We start from the raw sequence: 16,835 nt of genomic DNA on the forward strand, positions 1-16,835 counted from the left end.
AACCGGGAAGGAATGGCATAGGTGATCAATCTATTGGTAAAGATTTGGCAAAACCAGTGTGCCGCAACAACAGTGGGAGTGGCCATAATCTTGCCGCCATCGTGTTGTGGCCCACAGCAATTCGCTATCGGTGAGCCGGGACACACCGCCCCGCCGCCGTGACGCGCCGAATGGCCGTAACAGTGTGCGGCAGCGCAGAATTCACAACATCGGAACCATTGACGGTAGCCATCATTCTCCTTCGCCGGAGCGGTGAGGCGTCCGGTTCATCGGTCGAACATGCACTGGCAACAGACACTGAGCTGCGAGAAGAGCCCTCGGAAACGGGCCGGGATCAATAGTAAAGACTTACCCAAGCTCGCGAAAAGGTTCTGACCCGAATTGCTACGCAACTGTGATGTGTGACACAGCCGACGCTGGGTGCCGAAGCGATCAGGAATCGAGAAGCTCCGGTGATCCAGGCGTGGAAATGTCGTCCCCATGAACACAACCGCCAGGGTTCGCCGGGCGCACCGGCTGATCGCCGTCATCTTTCTCGCCACGCTGGTCGTCACCGTGCTCGTGCTTGCCTTGCGCGGTCCGCAGTGGGTGTCTTACCTGCCGCTGGCCCCGCTCGCCGGGCTCTTCGTTTCCGGTGCGTGGATGTACGTGCGCGGTCGGCGAAGCCCGGTCATCGGGCGGGCGCGGCAGGTGCATCGCTGGTCGGGGGTGGTGTTCACGCTCGCCGTGCTCGCCACGATCGTGGCGCTGTCACTGCCCGACCCGATCGTGTGGGTCTCCTACCTCCCGCTGATACCGCTCGCGGCCCTGTTGTTCACCGGGCTGTTCATGCTGGTCTCGCCGATCCGGGCACGCCGCACCGCCTGATCGAGGACTCGTCACGGGCAGGCGGGCGGCGACACCGAGCGATGCCCTCAGCCGATCCGGACCACTCTGGCCCACGCGGGCGGTCGGTCGGGCACGTAGTACGGATCGTTCTCCGACACAGCATGTTCGCGGCGGAACAGGCCGACGACGGTTCGACAGGACGGGCGCGCCGACGGCCACGGTGTCTGGCCGTCGGTCAGCGCGACGAGGACGTCCGGTCGGGTGCGCAGGGCGCGGGTGAATCCGGTCCGCAGGTCGGTGCCGCCGCCTCCGATGAGGGTGATTCCCTCGGCGCGGCACACCGGGTCGGCGATGCGGGCGGCCGCGTCGCACGACCACACGGTGAGCAGGTCGTGGCGGCCACCGAGGGTGCGGGTGATCGCGGCGACTTCCAGTAGGGCACTGCCCAATTCGTCGTCACTGACCGACCCCGACGTATCGATGACGACCCCGACCCGTGGCGGTGTCCGGCGCAGACTCGGCAGCACCACCCCCGGCAGGCTCGCCGCACGCCTGGCCGGTCGCCCGTACCGGTAGTCGGCACCCGCGCCCGCCGCGGTCGCCGCCGAGCGCAGGGCCGCGCCGAGCAGATCACGCCACGGCTGCGGTGGGTGCAGCGCCTCCTTCGCCCAGCGCCGCCAGCCCGCGGGTGCGTCGCCTGGTCGGCCGATGATGGCCTGGGCGACGCGGAAGCGCACCGCGTCGCGTTCCTGGGTGTCGAGCCCGTCGGCGCCGTCGGGGCCGAGATCCCAGGGGCGGTCCGCCCCGTCGGCGCCGCTGCCGCAGTCGAGCCAGGCCATGCCCTCGGTAAGGCGACCGAGGCGGAACTGCCGCAGATATTCCTCCATCAGTTCACCCTCGGCCAACCCCAACCGTGCGGGCGTGACCGCGCCCTCGGGCACGACGAGGCCGTCGCCGAAGGCGTCGTCGTTGATCTCGGCGTCGGCGGCGATATTGCGGCGCAGTTGCTCGGCCGGTCCGTCCAGATTGTGCGCTCGGGCGAAACGTTCGCCGCGCTCGTGGTGTTCGCGCAACAGGTGCGAGACCTCGTGAACCAACACCGAGGCCAATTCCTCGACCGGTGTGCGGTCGACGAAACCCGGTGCGACATAACACCGCCAGAACCGGTCGACGCCCATCGTCGGCACCTGCCGCGATTCGACGATGTGCAGGGCGAACAGCGCGGTCGCCAGGTAGGGCCGGGCCCGGACCGCGTGCAGGCGGGCGGCGTAGAGCTTGTCGATGTCGAAGCTCATCGGCTCACCTTCGCCGCGACGCGGGCGGCCGCCCGGTCCGCGCGTTGCGAGATCGACACCACGCCCGCGAGTTCCTCGATCGCGGCGGGCACCACCCAGTCGTCGCGGCGCAGGGTGGCCAGGGTGGTGGCGGGCACGACCACCAGGTCCGGGGCACCGGTCCGGACGGCCCGCACCAGCAGTGCCCAAGCCGCGTCCCATCGCGCCCGGTTCGGGTGGTTGCGGACGGCGGCGACGACGCCGTCCAGGACCACCTGGCGCAGATCGCCTCGCTCGGGCAGGTCGGCGGCCGCCGGGTCGGCGAGCAGGATTTCCGGGTCGGGCAGGTCCATCCGGTCCATGCTGGTGAGCAGTTCGAATCCGGGTCCGTCACCGACGGTGCCGCGGATCAGCTGTGCGAGGACCTCGCGGTCGGCGCCCGCTGCGGTGGCGAACGCGATCAGCCGCATCGTCATCTCCCAGCTGCGCGGTGAGGCCCACGCCCCGCCCCGCCGTGTTTCGGTCGTGGGCAGCTGGTGTGCGAGGGCGGGGCGTGCGGTGAGGAGCGCACACACCGATCTGCGCGCGAAAGCGACTGCCTCCGGCAGCTTTTCGGAGTCCAGCCGCGGCAGCTCCGCCTTCGGCCAGGTGCCGCCCAGACCACGTACGACCACCTCCGGGTCGTGGGTCCAGTGCAGATGTACGAAACGGTTGGCCAGTGGCGGGCTGAGTTCCCAGCCGTCGGCGGCGGACGACCTAGGGTTCGCCGCCGCGACGATGCGCACCCCCGGAGGTAGCCGCAACGCACCGACCCGCCGTTCGAGCACCAGCCGCAGCAGCGCCGCCTGCACGGCCGGTGGGGCGGTGGACAATTCGTCCAGGAACAGCAGCCCGCGGCCGGCCTGGGCGAGCTGCACCGCCCAGTCCGGCGGTGCCATGGGGACACCGTCGACGGCCGGGTCGGCGCCGGGAATCGGCAGACCCGAGAAGTCCGAGGGCTCGTGCACGCTCGCGATGACGGTGGTGAGTGGCAGGTCGAGGGATTCGGCGAGCTGGGTGAGCGCGGCGGTCTTGCCGATCCCTGGTTCACCCCACAGCAGCACCGGCAGATCGGCGGCGACGGCCAGGGTGAGTGCCTCGAGTTGCGGATTGCGGCGTGGTTCGGTGGTGGTGCGGCCGAGCAGGTTCAGGAGTTCGTCGGCGACATCGAGTTGGGCAGTGTGCGGTCGGGGTGCGGTCGATTCACCTCGGCGGTCGGGTGATGCCGGATCGGGCATCGGGGCCGGGAAGGTGGCGACGTACTGCGTGGACAGATCGGAAAAGTGCACAGTCATGAATCACCTTGGGGGTGCGAGGGTTCGGGTGCCTGATGGGTTCACTGCGCGCCGGTGAGCCCGGCGGCAGGGTCAGGAAAGGACGTGGCGGTTGTCGTGGCGGGCCAGGCGCTGGAGGAGTTTGCGGTCACGTCCGTGGCGCAGCCCTGCCCGTTGCAGGCGGTCGGCGAGGGTGCGCGGGGCGTCCTTGCCGAGACCCGCGAAGATCTCGGACCGATACAGGCCGTAGGTGATCCGGCGGCGTGCCGCCCGGTCGAGGGCGTCGCGCAACGGTCCGTCCCGCAGCACGGCACCCGGGCCGAGCAGGTCCTCGACCTCGGTCAGGGCTCCGGCGGTGTCGCCGTGGTCGAGACGTTCACGGACACCGTCGATCCAGTCGGGTCGGCGATGCGCCGCATCGATCACGCGCAGGCACGGCAGGGCGACACCGGTCAGAGCCACCAGGAGTTCCTCGCGCTCGACCTCGGCCGGGTCGTGGTCGAGCGCGCTGAGCGTCCCGTTCACCAAGCCGATCCGATGCGTCTCACCTCGGCATTCGACGAGGTGTGTTCGTGGGGGCGAGGTTCGCGTTCGGGTAGGGGATCGATCCGCCATCGGGACGAGGGCCTCGGCGACCAGCGGGTGGAGCCGGTCGGCTGTGATGGCACCGGCGCGCAGGAGGTCCAGGTCGGGAAGCGTCCAGGTGGCGGCATCGGGCAGGATCGGCAAGGCGGTCAGCCGGCCGCGCGGGTGGTCCGTCACGATTCGCACGACCGGACCCCACCCCGGCGCTGGTTCTCCCGATGCTGTCGGTGCGGGTTCCGCCTCCAGCACCACATGCCGTCGAGCACCGAATCGGACCAGTACCCGCTGGGACGCCGCTCGTGCCGCGCCCGCGGAAAGCGGCTGTGCCGAAGCGTTCTCGGCATGTGACGCCATCGGTCGCTGCTCGGCGCGAAGCAGCCGGACTGCCTCGGCGGCCCACTGCTCGACCGCACAATTCGTCGGCACGGTTTCGATCAGCCCTCGATCGGCGGGCGAGGTCGCGCCGGCGACGAATCTTGCCGCGACACCCGGATCACCCGGCGATGCCCCGCACCGCATCCCCAGTTCCCCGGCCCGGCGGGCGTCCCAGAGGTGGCGGTGCAGGTCGAGCCGGTAGCGCCGGTTCGGTCGCGGGTGCGGGTGCAGGCTCGACCCGGTGTCGGAGCCGTCCCATATGGCGAGACTGATGCGCTGACCGGCGTCGGCCCACGCCGGTGCTGTCCGCACCACCAGATGCACGAATCCGTCTCGGCCACTGGATGTTTCAATCGCGTATCGAGCCAATGCCAGCGTCAGGCCCGGCCGGAGCAATCCGTCGGGTGCGACTCTCGGCAGGTGCCAGCGCAGCAGGTCCGGGGCCAGATATCGCAGGTCGGTACGCACCCGAGCGGCGAGTTCGCGGCCGTGTTTCCGGGCCAGCGCACGCAGATCGATATCGGCGTCGACGTGTGCCGCAGCGCAAGCCCCCACCCAATCACCGACACCGCGCCGAGCGGTGGCCGCATCGATCATCGTCGGTGGGACGGCGAACTCGCGCACACGTGACCAGAGGGCGAGGCGGGAATCGAGCGAACAGGAAGCCGGTTCCAGGACCGGCGAGGGGCTCAACGGCCCGGGCGGAGGACGCCCTTTCCACTTGTCGTCATCAGCCGAGTATGCACAATCGGCCGCCAGGCGACAAGCGGCAGCGGCGATCTCATCTCTCGGCGACCGCCGTGATCGGCCGGGCGGCACCACCCACGCCGACATGCTCGACGTCGTGCTTCCCCGGACGTCGCAGCGGCCGGGACTACCCTCGAAAAATGGCCTCTACCTCGCACGACGAGCACAGATTGCGTGTACTACTTCTCGGCGCTCACCGAGGCACCGCTGTGCGCGGGGTCCGTGGTGTACATCGTCGGCGGCGCGAACTCGGCCGGGCAGGCGGCGATCTACTTCGCCGAGAGTGCGGCCCGGGTGATCATGCTGATCCGCGGCTCGTCGCCGGCCGCCGAGATGTCGGCCTATCTCATCGAGCAGATCGAGGCGAACCCGCGCATCGAGGTCCGCCTCGACACCGAGATCGCGGCCGCCGCGGGCAACACCCATCTCGAACGCCTCACCCTGCACACCCGCAGCACCGGCGCACTGGAAGAAGTCCCCGCCACTTGGCTGTTCGCCTTCATCGGCGCCGACCCCGCCACCACGTGGCTCGGCCCCGCTTTCGCCCGCGACGCCAAGGGCTACCTCCTCACCGGCCCTGACATCGCCACCGTCGTCGGCGATTCCTCCCCCTGGCCGCTCCCCCGCCCACCCCTGCACCTGGAAACCACCGTCCCCGGCGTCTTCGCCGCCGGCGACGTCCGCGCCTTCACCGGCCACCGGGTAGCCGCCGCTGTCGGCGAGGGTTCCATGGCCGTGATGCTCGTCCACAAGTATCTGCACGACTGACGCGGAAGCCCTTGACCGACCGGTCGGTCATTCCTACGCTGGTGTCGAGCGATCGGAGGGGATCATGCGGGTATCCGTCGAGACCAGGTTCGGCACAGTGGTCGTGCATCTGAGTGGGGGCGATCCGGGTGGGCGGACGGGATTGCTTCTCCTGCATGCCAATCCGGGTGACCATCGTGATTTCGCCGCCGTCTTGCCTGCGTTGGGTGAGCAGTGGCCGGTGGCCGCGCTCGATTGGCCCGGATTCGGTGATTCGACGGTGTCCGACCCTGCGGCTCTGCGAACGCCGGTGCTGCCGATGATCGCGAGCCGCGTTCTCGAAGTACTGCGGGCCGAGCACGGTTTCGGGTCCGTCGTCGTGCTCGGTAACAGTGTCGGCGGGTATGCCGCCGCGCGGCTGGCCGAACGCGAACCCGAGCATGTGCGTGCCGCTGTGCTCGTGCAACCGGCCGGGTTCGTGCCCCATGGCCTTGTCGTGCGGACGATGTCGCGGTTCATGTCGGCGCACGTTGTCGCCGCGCGCACGGTAGGGCCCGCCGCGCGCCTCTACCTCGGGCCGCCCGGTCGCGGCGCCATACGCCCGGTCTTCGAACGCGCACGCCGGGTGCGCGACGACCCGCAGCGGCTGACGGTGTACCGCAGGCTCTGGGCGACCATCGCCGACCCCGATCTCGACCTGGCCGCGAACGGCCCGTTGCCGATCCAGACCCCGGTTCAGGTGGTGTGGGGCCGCAACGATCCGATCAATCCGTGGGTGCTCAACCGGCGCGGTCTCGCGGCAGCCCTGCCGCACGCCGAGGTCGCGGTCCTTCCCACCCGGCACGAACCCTTCTGCGAGGCGCCACAGCTGTTCCTCGATACGGTGACACCGTTTCTGCGTGCGCACAGCGAGGTGAACCGATGAGATCTCCGGAGCCCGGGCGTCGCGCCCTGCTGGACGCGGGCCGCGCCCTGCTCGGCAGCGAGAACCTGAGCAAGGTGTCGGTCAACGCCATCACGGCCGGGGCGGGCATGGCCAAAGGCAGCTTCTACCAGCACTGGCCCAGCCGCGAGGAGTACCTCCTCGCCCTGCACCGCGAGTTCCACGACACCCTCTTCGCCCGCGTGCGGGGCGCTATCGCCGACCTCCCACCCGGCGCCGAACGCCTGCGCACCGGCATCGATGTCTACCTGGACGGTTGCCTGGCCGACCCGGCCACCAAAGCCCTGCTGGTCCAGGCGCGTACCGATGCGGGCCTGGGCGGCGAAGTCGCCCACCGCAACGCCCTGGCCGCCGACATCGCCACCGAGGACCTGACCGCGATCGGCTGGCCCGACCCCCACCCCGTCGCCGTCCTCCTCATCGCCGCGATCGCCGAAACCGCCCTCCTGGAACTCGACGCCACCGCCCCCCGCCCCGATCTGCGCGCGGCGCTGCTCGAGCTGGCTCGGCGCTGACAGACAGCGCTCCCGGAATTCCGATCTGAAATGAAACTGTGCCTGAAAGTGTCGACGTAACCGGCGGCGGGTGGCGAGAATTGGTGACGACGGTCGGCGCTGTTCGAAACCGTCGCGAATACCCTTCGGCAACAGAGGAATTGGTCGATGAACAGGTTGTCGAGATTCAGTGTGGTGGTGTCGGCCGTCGCAGTTGTGGCAGTCGGGTCCGCGGCGGTCGGTGCCGCGCGGGCGGAAACGCCTGGCACGCAACCCTGTACTCCGTATACGGCGATTCTGGCGCCGGGGACCTGGGAGACGACGCCGGACGCCGATCCCGAGGTGCCCGTCGGGATGCTGCGGCCGGTCGGTGAGGGCCTGCGCCAGCGGTTCGGCCGCGACATCACGGTGCTCTACGTTCCTTATGCCGCAAGTGCTTTCGATCTGGGGTTGAGCTACGCGGAGTCGCTGAGCACCCTGGAATCCCGTTTGGACCGTATGCTGCGCGGCCTGTGCGACTCGACGAGGGTGGTCTTGGCCGGTTACAGCCAGGGCGCGGACGGTGTCGGTGATCTCGCGACCGCGATCGGCCATGGTGACGGTCCCATCGATGCCGATCGAGTGGCCGGTGTCGGGCTGCTCGCCGATCCGCATCGCGATCCGGATACCACGCTCTCCCTGGGTGATCCGCAGCCCGGCTACGGTATCGCCGGGGCGCGGGACCGGGATTTCGGCGCGTTGACCGACCGGGTTCGTACTCTGTGCGCCGACGGCGATCTGTACTGCGCCCTCGATTCGGCCACTTCCCCGTTCCTCGCCGTAGTCGGCCGCGTACTCAGTGGCGATCCCGGGCCGATCGCGAACCTCGTTCCCCCTACGGTCGATCCGAACAATCTGATCGCGCAAGCGGTCACGATGGGGGCCGGCTGGACTGCCACCGCGGCGAACCTGCCGACCATCACCGACAACCTGACCCGCCTTCGGGAGTTCATCGCGGCGGGCGATATCCGCAGTGCACGCCGGGCCGCGGATGCCCTGAACTCCGCCCTGTCACCCTTGGTCCAGGCCGCCGCGGGTGTGGATCGTGTGCTGGTCGCCGAGGTCGTCCGCGCGGCTGCCGCCGTCGACCCCACCGGACGGACGGCGGCGGTCGGTGTCATCGCCGACGCCCTCGCGCACATCGACCTGCTCGGCATCGCCGACAGAGCGGGCCGAACCCAAGAAACACTGTGGCGTGCTGTCGAATCCCTCGACCGCAACGACCACCTCGGGGCCGCTGCCGAACTGGCGTCCTTGGTCGCCAACGGCGCCGACCTCACCGGCTCCGTGTTCGGCCCGGTCGCCGCGGGCATCCGCGCGGACCTGCACGCGACCACCCGAACCCTGCTGAGCCTCACCGACCCTGCCACCACCGACGAACTCGTCCAACTGGCTCGCCAAGGTGTCGACATGGCCAACTTCTACGCCTCCCGCGCCCACATCGACTACGACGACGACGTCCCCATCCTCCTGAGCTACCTGAGCTCACAGGTCGTTGCGTAGCCTGGGGCGAACACCGACCGTTGCGCCGACTCGACCTGCCTCGAGCCGGCGCAACGGCATTCAGATCAGCACGACACCGCGTCTCCGACAGACTTGTCGAGACGCACACCCAGCACTCTCGACAACTCGCAGACATTGTCGGCACTGGGTGTCACCACACCGCGTTCCCAGCGGCTGATCTGGTTTCCGTCCGCAATTCCGATCCAGTCGGCCAACTCCGCCTGGGTGAATCCGGAGGCCATCCTTGCCGCCCGAATCGCTTTGCCGATCGCCGACATGGTCTCCCCTCTCTCTCGATGCCCTCGGCACGGACCGCATCGGCACGGGTGTCCATCGGCGAACACTCGAACTCCTAATGCGGTCTCGCGCAGCCACATTCGAAAGGTATCGGGGAATCGGTCCGGGAAGGAGGCTGTGACTGCACGGCCACTGACTGTGCACGCACAAACGTACGTGCATTCGGGCGCCGATTCCGGCTATTTCGGAGGGTTGTCCGGATCGGCGGCGCTGCGGCGCCAGTCCCGTGGTGTCATGCCGAACGCTTCGCGGAATCGCCGGGCGAAATGCGCGGCGTCGCGGAAGCCGACGGCACCGGCCACCGCACCGATGGACCGGTGCGCGTAGCCCCTGTCGACCAGCATGTCACGGGCCCGGACCAGGCGCTGCTCGATGATCCACTGCTCGAGGCTGATCCCGGACTGGGCGCACACCTTGTACAGGTGCCGCACGGAGATGTTGTTGGCGGCGGCGATCGCGGGGATCTTCAAGGTCGAATCGGACAGGTGTGTCCGCACATACCCGAGGATCTGCTCGATCAGCAGTTGCTCCGGGATGGCGGCACCGTCGCCCGGCCCGCGACCGGCCGCCGAGATCAGCAGCGCCCGAACCATTTCCAGGCACGACTCACCCACCGAGGCGGCGGCCGGATCGGTTTCGAGCTGGTCGGCGATCCGGACGAGATGCTGGATCTGTGCCGTGACCATGGGATACAGCGGCGATGCCGCCAGCCGCCCGTGCGCCGCGACGACCGTTTCCGGTGAGATGCCGAGGCGTTCTCTCGACAGCTGCAGGCACAGCGTTCCACCGAGGCCGTGCCAGCCGGAGGCGAAGGTGGTCGCCAGGTCGATCACTTCGCACGCGCCGGGTTCGATCAGCGTTTGCGCGCCGAATTGTTCGTGCCTGCGGACCTGCCCGTGCTGGACGGTGACCGTCAACGTGTCGCTCGGCGTTGTCCGCTCATGCCGCCTGGTGCGCCAGACCTGGTGACCGGATACCTCCGAGCGGGTGAGCGCGATCGGGCCGAGCATCCAGGCCTGGTGCCTGCTGACCACTTCGGCGGGCGAATCCCACATCCGCAGGTTCGCTCCGATGTCGGCTTCCTGCAGGATGGCGGTGACCGCCTCCCGCCGGTCCGCCGGCGTGAAGTAGTCGGAATCGATCAGCACTGCCATCGGTGATCTCCACTTCGGATCCTCGCCGGCGGTGGAGACCCTCCCGTCGCCGGCCGCTGCGCGCATCGGGTGGTGGCAATTCGGGCAAAGGTGATTGCACGGGGGCCTGTAGTCGGCGATGCTATCGCGCCGAGGCGAGTCCGGAGCCCGATTCGGCAGGGTCGCGCAACGGATTTCAGCGCCCGGCGGCGGCGTGTTCCCTTGCCTCGGCGGGCCGCGATGCAAGGATTCGACGTTCGGCGGCGGTCGCCGTCGCAGCCCATTCAGGTCGCAACGCCGCATAGGTGCAGACGTCGCGCCACTGGCCCTGGGTGCGATACAGCTGCCGTAGCCGCGCCTCCGGTGTCAAGCCCACTCCCGCCATCACCGTGTCCATCACCGGATGATCGTGCCGATGCCCCGCCCAGACCCGGTGGATGCCGAGCGGCCCGAAGGCGAATGCCGCCATGAGCCGTCCCGCCTCGATACCGCCCGCGCGCAGCGAGCCTTCCGGAACGACGACCAGACCGCCGATCATCGCGTTGCTGCCGAAATCCTCCACCAGCAGGCCGATGGTGCCGACCATGGTGTCGTCGTCCGGCGCGGTGATCGCCAATGTGTACTTGCGTCGCGGCGTTTCGCCCCGGGAGCGCAGGGCGGCGTCGAACGACGCGGCGGCCGCCTGAACGCTCAGGCTGTCGGTGCCCATGTATCGGGTCAGCTGTGGGTCGGTGAAGATCCGCTGGTAGACGTCGAGGTCGTCGGCACGCAGATCGCGCAGTCGCAGCCGCGCGCCGATCAGTTCCACGTTGCGCAGGTCGATGGTCATCGGACTTCCTCCATCGCCCGCACGAATTCCGGCGAGATGCCCTGGCCCAGCGCGGGTATGAGTTCGTCGAGGTCGATATAGGTTCGTCCCGACGGGATCAGCTCGCCGAGCAGGATGCGTCGAGCCGTGTCCGCGACCAGGGCGCCGCCGAGCATCACCCCGGAGGCGAGTTGTGGCCAGCTGGACAGGCTGCGGCCGATCTCACCGATGGCGTCGCGCATCGCCGGGCTCAGCCGAGGCTCGTCGACAACCGTGAGCAGGAACGACAGCAGTTCGCCGCGGTCCATCCGCGCGACATCGGACGAGGTCGACGCACCGATCCGGCCGTGGAACAGCGGGCGGTGGGGTTCGAGATCGAACCGTTCCACGTCGAGCAGTCCGCGATCGTTGGCGTCCATCAGGACCGGAATCCCTCGGCGCCGCGCGTATTCGCGAGCGGCGACTTTCGCCCACACCGTGTCACATTCCTCGACCAGCAGATCCAGCGCAGCGGTGCCGTCGACGCCGTCGAAGAACGGCCCGATCGATTCCTCGGTCAGCCCGGTGGTGAACAGCTCGATGTCGAGGTAGGGGTCGATCTCGAACATCTGGCGTGCCGCCAGGACGGCCTTGGAAACACCGAGATCACTCACCCCGGCCCGCAGCCGGTTCAGGTTCGACAACCCGAGGCTGTCGAAGTCGGCCAGCCGGAAGGATCCGCCGACTCCTTCCATGGCCAGCGTGACGGCCGCGCTGTTGCCCACCGACAGGCCGACCACACCGATCCGCCGTCCACGCAGGTCGTGCTGCTGGGCCCGGTCGATCTTGTCGCGGTTGCGATCGGTGCGCAGCCGCTGGAATTGCTCGCGTGGCAGCACATGCACCAGGCGGCCGTTCCACGGATAGAACACCCATGTCCCCCACTGCCACAGCGGCATCCCGCCGCTGATCCGGTGACGCGCCGCCGCCAGCGAGTCCGCCGAGTGCGCGACGGCAGGGTCCTCGCTGCGAATCAGTTCTTCGAGCTGATCTTCGATCGTGTCGTGCACCGCGCCGACAGCACCCGATGCCGCCAGCGCTTCCAGGTCACGCAGTCCTTCCCGGCTCGACGCGTCGAGCAGCACGGGACGGAATTGCGATGTCGCAGCGCCGGGCGTGAGTACCGCCGGACGCGGGACCGAGCGTTGCGGAACCATGTGCGCGCAGACCTCCGATTCTCATGAGGCCGAACGGATATCCGATCGGCCCTGGCTATCAGGACGCGCAAAGGATACCTACAGCACACTTTCAGCAAACGCATCTCGGATCCCTCGGCATGGCGCGATCACGCCCCGGCCGAATTCGGGCATTCCGTACCGAACTCACATGGGCTCCGTGTGACCGCCGCGACGCCTGGTGAGGCGGGTGATCCGGCGCCCACCGGCCGCATTGATCGCACCGCGCCAGACTCCCCGCCGGTCCACGCGGTCACCTGGCCCCCATCGCGCACCCATCGGAAAACATAGCGGTCCAGAATGCGGAACGGCCGAATCCGGCTAACGCACGTTCACGGCCCAGAAGACAGCATCGATATGGCTACCCGCGAGTTCACTACCGAGCCGATGCGGTGGCCGATGCCAGTTGGGCGGCCACCCCGACAGCACGCCCCGCCTGATGGCGGGCAGCAGCCAATGCGAACTCCGTTGGCGGGTTGCCGAAGCCGGCGACGTGTCCGGCGCCGTGGGGGTTGCCGGACCGCATCCGTTCGGCGACAGGCACCGGCGCGGTGAAGCGGGATGGCTGAGATCGGTGCCCTGTCGGATCTGCCCCTACCGCGCTGGCTTCGGCGCGATGGAAGTTTCCCGGACGGCCGCGGCCCTGAGGTTCGCAATTACAGCCAGCTGATGCAGCTGATCGCGCTCGGGCGGGCTTGCGCGGTTGTACCCGAGTCGCTTCGGGCTCAGCTGAGCGACGCGTTCGCGGTCGTGCCGGTGTCGGATGCCCCGCCCGTGACGACGGTCATCTGCTGGCCGCCGCACAGCAGGTCGAAGGCTGTCGCCGACCTCGTCCGTATCGCGACAGCGCTGCGATCGTAAGCGGCCACCCTCGGGATACGAAAAAAGCAGGCCCGCACCGAAACGGTGCTGACCTGCTTCTTCTGTGGTCCTAGCTGGTTTCGAACCAGCGACCTTCCGCGTGTGAGGCGGACGCTCTCCCGCTGAGCTATAGGACCGGGATGGTTGCGAGGGGCTGTTTGTGCGGCCTCTCGAACGAGACGAAACATTAGCACGGGGTACCCGGGAGACACCAAATCGCCTTGTGAACGGGAAGTTCGGGGCGGCGGGCCCGGTAGACGGAAGGGACCGGAACGCACGCGCGTGGCACAGCACCCGAAGTTCGGCCAACGGCCACCGGGGCGACAACGGACCACACGCGTGTAATTCACATTTATGCCGTTTAACCAGGCGATTTGTAGTCTTCGCCGCGCGTCGGCTAATGTTCTCATCGCACCACGGAGAGCAGCAAGGCCCCCGGGACGAGCTCCTCTGGAAGTGTGAATGCGGATGTAGCGCAGTGGTAGCGCATCACCTTGCCAAGGTGAGGGTCGCGGGTTCGAATCCCGTCATCCGCTCGAGAGGTAGGTTAGGCACTAGCAGTATGCCATCCTCCTTTGCGCGGTGGAGTGGCCGAGTGGTGAGGCAACGGCCTGCAAAGCCGTGCACACGGGTTCGATTCCCGTCTCCACCTCGCGCGATTAGCTCAGCGGGAGAGCGCTTCCCTGACACGGAAGAGGTCACTGGTTCAATCCCAGTATCGCGCACCACAAGTCAGGCCCCCTTTCGAGGGGGCCTGACTTGTTTGCGTCGCGGACCGGTCAGCCCAGCTCGAGGACGGCCTTGCCGTGCAGTCGGCGGTCGCGCAACGCGGTGATCGCCTCGTCCGCGGCGGACCAGTCGCCTCGCCAGACGACCTGCGGGTCGAGAACGCCCGCGGCGACCCGGTCGGCGAGCCAGGTGAGATCACGGCCGAGATCACGGCAGCCGAGCAGGAAGAACGTCACGATCGAGCGGTCGTGCCTGCCCGCATCGCCGAAGAAGGTGCCGAACGGGAACCGCTCCGGCGCACCCGAGGCATGCCCGACCGAGACGAGCGTCCCGCCCTCCGCGAGCGACTCGAAGGCGGCAACCATCTGCGATCCGCCGACGAGGTCGAGCACACCGTCGACGCGGCCATCGAGTTCCGTCGGGTCCGCTATCACCTGTCCGGCACCGAGCTCCCGCATGCTGTCGCGATGCACATCCGGGTTCGAGGTCATCGCGACGACCTCCGCACCACCGAGACGTGCCAGCTGCACCGCGTAACGGCCGACCGCACCGGACGCACCGGTGACGAGAACCCTGCGCCCCAGCAACGGGCCGAGCCGGTGCAATGCGCGCAACGCCGACGCGCCCGCCACCGGCACCGTACTGAGAGCTGCGAGGTCGGCACCTACCGGTGCGACTCCCACGAGTTCGGTATCCACAGCACGCAATTCGGCCCAGGCACCGGCCGGTCCGAGCGTGACCACCGGCGTGCCCACAGCCGGTCCGGAGCCGTCGGCAGCCGCACGCTCGACCACCCCCGAAGCATCCCACCCCAGAACCGTGCCCGCGTCGGCGCCGGGAACGAGATGGGTCACCTCGCCGTGGTTCAACGAAGTCGCGGCAACCCGCACCAACACCTGATTCGGGGCCGGATCGGGGTCCGGGACCGATCCGAGGCGGAGTCCAGCGGGGGCGGAACGGTCGACCAGCAGTGCTCGCATATCCAGGGCCTTCTCTTGTGACGACGCGGCAGATCCGCCGCGCAGCAAAAGTGCCACTGAGTGGCAATTGCTGTCAAGTGGCGTTCGCTGTCGGTCATCGCTAGGCTGAGACGATGGACGTAGCGATAGACGAGTTGCCGCTGCGCGAACGGAAAAAGCTACGAACCCGGCACGCGTTGATCGACTCCGCTCTCCGGCTGTTCACCGAGCGCGGGTTCGATGCCGTCACCCTGGACGAGCTGTGCGAGTCCGTCGAGGTTTCCAAGCGCACGTTCTTCCGCACTTTCGCAGGCAAAGAAGACGTGGCGATGGCGCCACTGCAGGACATCTGGCTCGCCTTCCTGGAAGAGCTGGAACGCGGCGAGCCACGCGAAACCGAGCTCCTGCGCGTGCTCCGGGACGCGCTACTGGCCGCCGTCGACCGCGTCGCCGTCGGCGACTGGCCACGACGTGCCGCGCTGAGCCATCGCCTCGTGGCCGTCACCCCGTCGATGGCCGGACACAACCTGCAATTCTGCGATCGGACCAGCCGCGCGGCGGTCACCCTGCTGCACCGCGAACCGGACGTGGGCGAGGACCGAACCCTGCATCTGCGCCTCGCCGTCGACATCCTGGTCGCCGCGTTCCACTGCGCGCTCGGCGCGTGGACCACCCACGACGACCGCACCGCCGGAGGATTGGCCACCGAAGTACGCCGCGCCTTCGATGCGATCCCGGACGTGCTGACCATGACCGTGCGACCCAAGAGCCTGTAACCCCGATCACTCCCGCGCCGCAACCCGGTGGCCTCCCCTAGGATCGGCACGGCGCCGCCGGGGCCGCAGCGGATGGCGGGACAGGCGGGACGGAGGGGCAATGTGAGACAGATCCTGTTGTCGGCGGGCATCGCCCTGTTCATCACCATCACGCTCACCCCGGTGCTCATCCGGGTGTTCGCGCGGCGCGGTTTCGGGCAGGAGATCCGGATCGACGGGCCCGCCAGCCACCACACCAAACGCGGCACACCGACGATGGGTGGTCTCGCCATCGGTGCGGGCGTGTGGGGCGGCTACCTGGGCTCGCACCTGATCGGAACACTGTGGGACGCACCGGGTCCCAGTGCGTCGGGCGTTCTGGTGCTGCTGCTCGCCTCGGCGCTCGGCGTGGTCGGCTTCCTCGACGACTCGATCAAACTGCGCAAACACCGCAATCTCGGGCTCACCGCGGCGGGCAAATATCTGGGGCAGATCTCGGCGGCGGTCGTGTTCGCGGTGCTGGTGCTGCGATTCCCCGGCGCCACCGGACTCACTCCGGCGGGCCGCAACCTGTCGTATGTGCGTGACATCCCGACCATCACCTTCGCGTCGCTGTTCTTCGTGCTGTTCGTAGTGCTGCTGGTGGTCGCCTGGTCGAACGCGGTGAACATCACCGACGGGCTCGACGGGCTGGCCGCCGGGTCGATGACCCTGACCCTCGGCGCCTACGTGGTGATCACGCTGTGGCAGTACGACCACTCCTGCGAGATCACCCCCGGCCGCGCCTGCTACACCGTCCGCGACCCGCTCGACCTGGCGATGGTGAGCGCGGCCGGAGCGGCGGCCTGTGTCGGATTCCTGTGGTGGAACGCCGCGCCCGCCAAGATCTTCATGGGCGACACCGGATCCCTCGGCCTCGGCGGTCTGCTGGCCGGGCTGTCGATCACCAGCCACACCGAACTGCTCGCGGTGGTGCTCGGCGGACTGTTCGTCGCCGAGATCATGTCGGTGGTGCTGCAGATCGTCGTCTTCCGCACCACCCACACCCGGCTGTTCCGGATGGCGCCGTTCCACCACCATTTCGAACTCGACAACTGGCCGGAGACCACGGTCATCATCCGGTTCTGGGTGCTGGCGGGCATCGCCTCGGCGACGGGGCTGTGCCTGTTCTACAGCGAGTACCTGACGTCGCTGTGACACAACATTGTCGGTGTTCGCCGCTACGCTGACG

Annotated in this window: 16 protein-coding genes and 4 tRNA genes; 11 read left to right on the top strand and 9 right to left on the bottom strand. The window is 68.5% G+C overall.

All coding sequences use genetic code 11. The annotated features are described in order from the left end of the window. Nucleotides 1-480 precede the first annotated feature (480 nt). Nucleotides 481-867, top strand: coding sequence for a hypothetical protein (locus NCO8_RS32095; RefSeq protein WP_210740567.1), 387 nt, complete (start codon nucleotides 481-483; stop codon nucleotides 865-867). 47 nt (nucleotides 868-914) lie between these two features. Here the strand turns inward: NCO8_RS32095 and NCO8_RS03240 are convergent, their stop codons facing one another. From NCO8_RS03240 to NCO8_RS31020, 3 genes are all read right to left on the bottom strand, one after another. Next, complete coding sequence (locus NCO8_RS03240) at nucleotides 915-2,123, bottom strand: vWA domain-containing protein (RefSeq protein WP_067636197.1); 1,209 nt, start codon at nucleotides 2,121-2,123, stop codon at nucleotides 915-917. Beyond that, entirely contained in the window at nucleotides 2,120-3,379 is a 1,260-nt protein-coding gene (locus NCO8_RS03245) for an AAA family ATPase (protein WP_067636653.1), read from the bottom strand. Before NCO8_RS03245 ends, NCO8_RS03240 begins: the two co-directional genes overlap by 4 nt. Before the next feature lie 129 nt (nucleotides 3,380-3,508). Beyond that, a complete protein-coding gene (locus NCO8_RS31020) occupies nucleotides 3,509-4,999 on the bottom strand; it encodes a hypothetical protein (protein ID WP_174550286.1) in 1,491 nt (496 codons plus the stop codon). 297 nt (nucleotides 5,000-5,296) lie between these two features. Here NCO8_RS31020 and NCO8_RS03255 point away from each other — a divergent pair, with 297 nt between their 5' ends. From NCO8_RS03255 to NCO8_RS03270, 4 genes are all read left to right on the top strand, one after another. Beyond that, nucleotides 5,297-5,890 carry an NAD(P)/FAD-dependent oxidoreductase gene (locus tag NCO8_RS03255; protein ID WP_067636199.1) on the top strand — a complete coding sequence of 198 codons (594 nt, stop codon included), beginning with the start codon at nucleotides 5,297-5,299 and terminating at the stop codon, nucleotides 5,888-5,890. 64 nt (nucleotides 5,891-5,954) lie between these two features. Continuing rightward, complete coding sequence (locus NCO8_RS03260; RefSeq protein WP_067636201.1) at nucleotides 5,955-6,794, top strand: alpha/beta fold hydrolase; 840 nt, start codon at nucleotides 5,955-5,957, stop codon at nucleotides 6,792-6,794. Further along, the gene (locus tag NCO8_RS03265) at nucleotides 6,791-7,327 is read left to right on the top strand and encodes a TetR/AcrR family transcriptional regulator (protein WP_067636203.1); all 537 of its coding nucleotides are present in this window, start codon (nucleotides 6,791-6,793) and stop codon (nucleotides 7,325-7,327) included. The genes NCO8_RS03260 and NCO8_RS03265 overlap by 4 nt, the downstream gene beginning before the upstream one ends. A gap of 147 nt (nucleotides 7,328-7,474) precedes the next feature. Then, the gene (locus tag NCO8_RS03270; protein ID WP_084456445.1) at nucleotides 7,475-8,848 is read left to right on the top strand and encodes a cutinase family protein; all 1,374 of its coding nucleotides are present in this window, start codon (nucleotides 7,475-7,477) and stop codon (nucleotides 8,846-8,848) included. Between the two features lie 65 nt (nucleotides 8,849-8,913). Here the strand turns inward: NCO8_RS03270 and NCO8_RS03275 are convergent, their stop codons facing one another. From NCO8_RS03275 to NCO8_RS03290, 4 genes are all read right to left on the bottom strand, one after another. After that, a complete protein-coding gene (locus tag NCO8_RS03275) occupies nucleotides 8,914-9,126 on the bottom strand; it encodes a helix-turn-helix domain-containing protein (protein WP_067492902.1) in 213 nt (70 codons plus the stop codon). A 198-nt stretch (nucleotides 9,127-9,324) separates the two neighbouring features. Further along, nucleotides 9,325-10,299: a helix-turn-helix domain-containing protein gene (locus NCO8_RS03280; protein ID WP_067636206.1), complete on the bottom strand. Its 975-nt coding sequence runs from the start codon at nucleotides 10,297-10,299 to the stop codon at nucleotides 9,325-9,327. A gap of 175 nt (nucleotides 10,300-10,474) precedes the next feature. Continuing rightward, nucleotides 10,475-11,107 carry a GNAT family N-acetyltransferase gene (locus NCO8_RS03285; RefSeq protein WP_067636208.1) on the bottom strand — a complete coding sequence of 211 codons (633 nt, stop codon included), beginning with the start codon at nucleotides 11,105-11,107 and terminating at the stop codon, nucleotides 10,475-10,477. Continuing rightward, nucleotides 11,104-12,282: a ThiF family adenylyltransferase gene (locus NCO8_RS03290; RefSeq protein ID WP_210740566.1), complete on the bottom strand. Its 1,179-nt coding sequence runs from the start codon at nucleotides 12,280-12,282 to the stop codon at nucleotides 11,104-11,106. The genes NCO8_RS03285 and NCO8_RS03290 overlap by 4 nt, the downstream gene beginning before the upstream one ends. Nucleotides 12,283-12,861: 579 nt before the next feature. On the opposite strand from NCO8_RS03290, the gene NCO8_RS03295 reads away from it, so the two are divergent. Then, the gene (locus tag NCO8_RS03295; protein ID WP_067636210.1) at nucleotides 12,862-13,161 is read left to right on the top strand and encodes a LysR substrate-binding domain-containing protein; all 300 of its coding nucleotides are present in this window, start codon (nucleotides 12,862-12,864) and stop codon (nucleotides 13,159-13,161) included. Nucleotides 13,162-13,226: 65 nt separating this feature from the next. Here the strand turns inward: NCO8_RS03295 and NCO8_RS03300 are convergent. Beyond that, nucleotides 13,227-13,298, bottom strand: a tRNA-Val gene (locus tag NCO8_RS03300). A 327-nt stretch (nucleotides 13,299-13,625) separates the two neighbouring features. Here NCO8_RS03300 and NCO8_RS03305 point away from each other — a divergent pair. The 3 genes from NCO8_RS03305 to NCO8_RS03315 all read left to right on the top strand — a co-directional run bounded on the left by NCO8_RS03305 (nucleotide 13,626) and on the right by NCO8_RS03315 (nucleotide 13,889). Next, nucleotides 13,626-13,697 (top strand) — tRNA-Gly (locus NCO8_RS03305). 45 nt (nucleotides 13,698-13,742) lie between these two features. Beyond that, nucleotides 13,743-13,813: transfer RNA gene (locus NCO8_RS03310), tRNA-Cys, on the top strand. A gap of 1 nt (nucleotide 13,814) precedes the next feature. Further along, a tRNA-Val gene (locus NCO8_RS03315) sits at nucleotides 13,815-13,889 on the top strand. A 51-nt stretch (nucleotides 13,890-13,940) separates the two neighbouring features. Here NCO8_RS03315 and NCO8_RS03320 read toward each other — a convergent pair. After that, nucleotides 13,941-14,870 carry a zinc-binding dehydrogenase gene (locus tag NCO8_RS03320; protein ID WP_067636212.1) on the bottom strand — a complete coding sequence of 310 codons (930 nt, stop codon included), beginning with the start codon at nucleotides 14,868-14,870 and terminating at the stop codon, nucleotides 13,941-13,943. A gap of 113 nt (nucleotides 14,871-14,983) precedes the next feature. Here NCO8_RS03320 and NCO8_RS03325 point away from each other — a divergent pair, with 113 nt between their 5' ends. Both NCO8_RS03325 and mraY read left to right on the top strand, forming a co-directional pair. Continuing rightward, a complete protein-coding gene (locus tag NCO8_RS03325; RefSeq protein ID WP_067636214.1) occupies nucleotides 14,984-15,625 on the top strand; it encodes a TetR/AcrR family transcriptional regulator in 642 nt (213 codons plus the stop codon). A 102-nt stretch (nucleotides 15,626-15,727) separates the two neighbouring features. After that, nucleotides 15,728-16,801 carry a phospho-N-acetylmuramoyl-pentapeptide-transferase gene (gene mraY, locus NCO8_RS03330; protein ID WP_067493047.1) on the top strand — a complete coding sequence of 358 codons (1,074 nt, stop codon included), beginning with the start codon at nucleotides 15,728-15,730 and terminating at the stop codon, nucleotides 16,799-16,801. The last annotated feature ends 34 nt before the right edge of the window (nucleotides 16,802-16,835 follow it).

Source organism: Nocardia coubleae NBRC 108252 (genome assembly GCF_001612805.1).
Classification (GTDB): domain Bacteria; phylum Actinomycetota; class Actinomycetes; order Mycobacteriales; family Mycobacteriaceae; genus Nocardia; species Nocardia coubleae.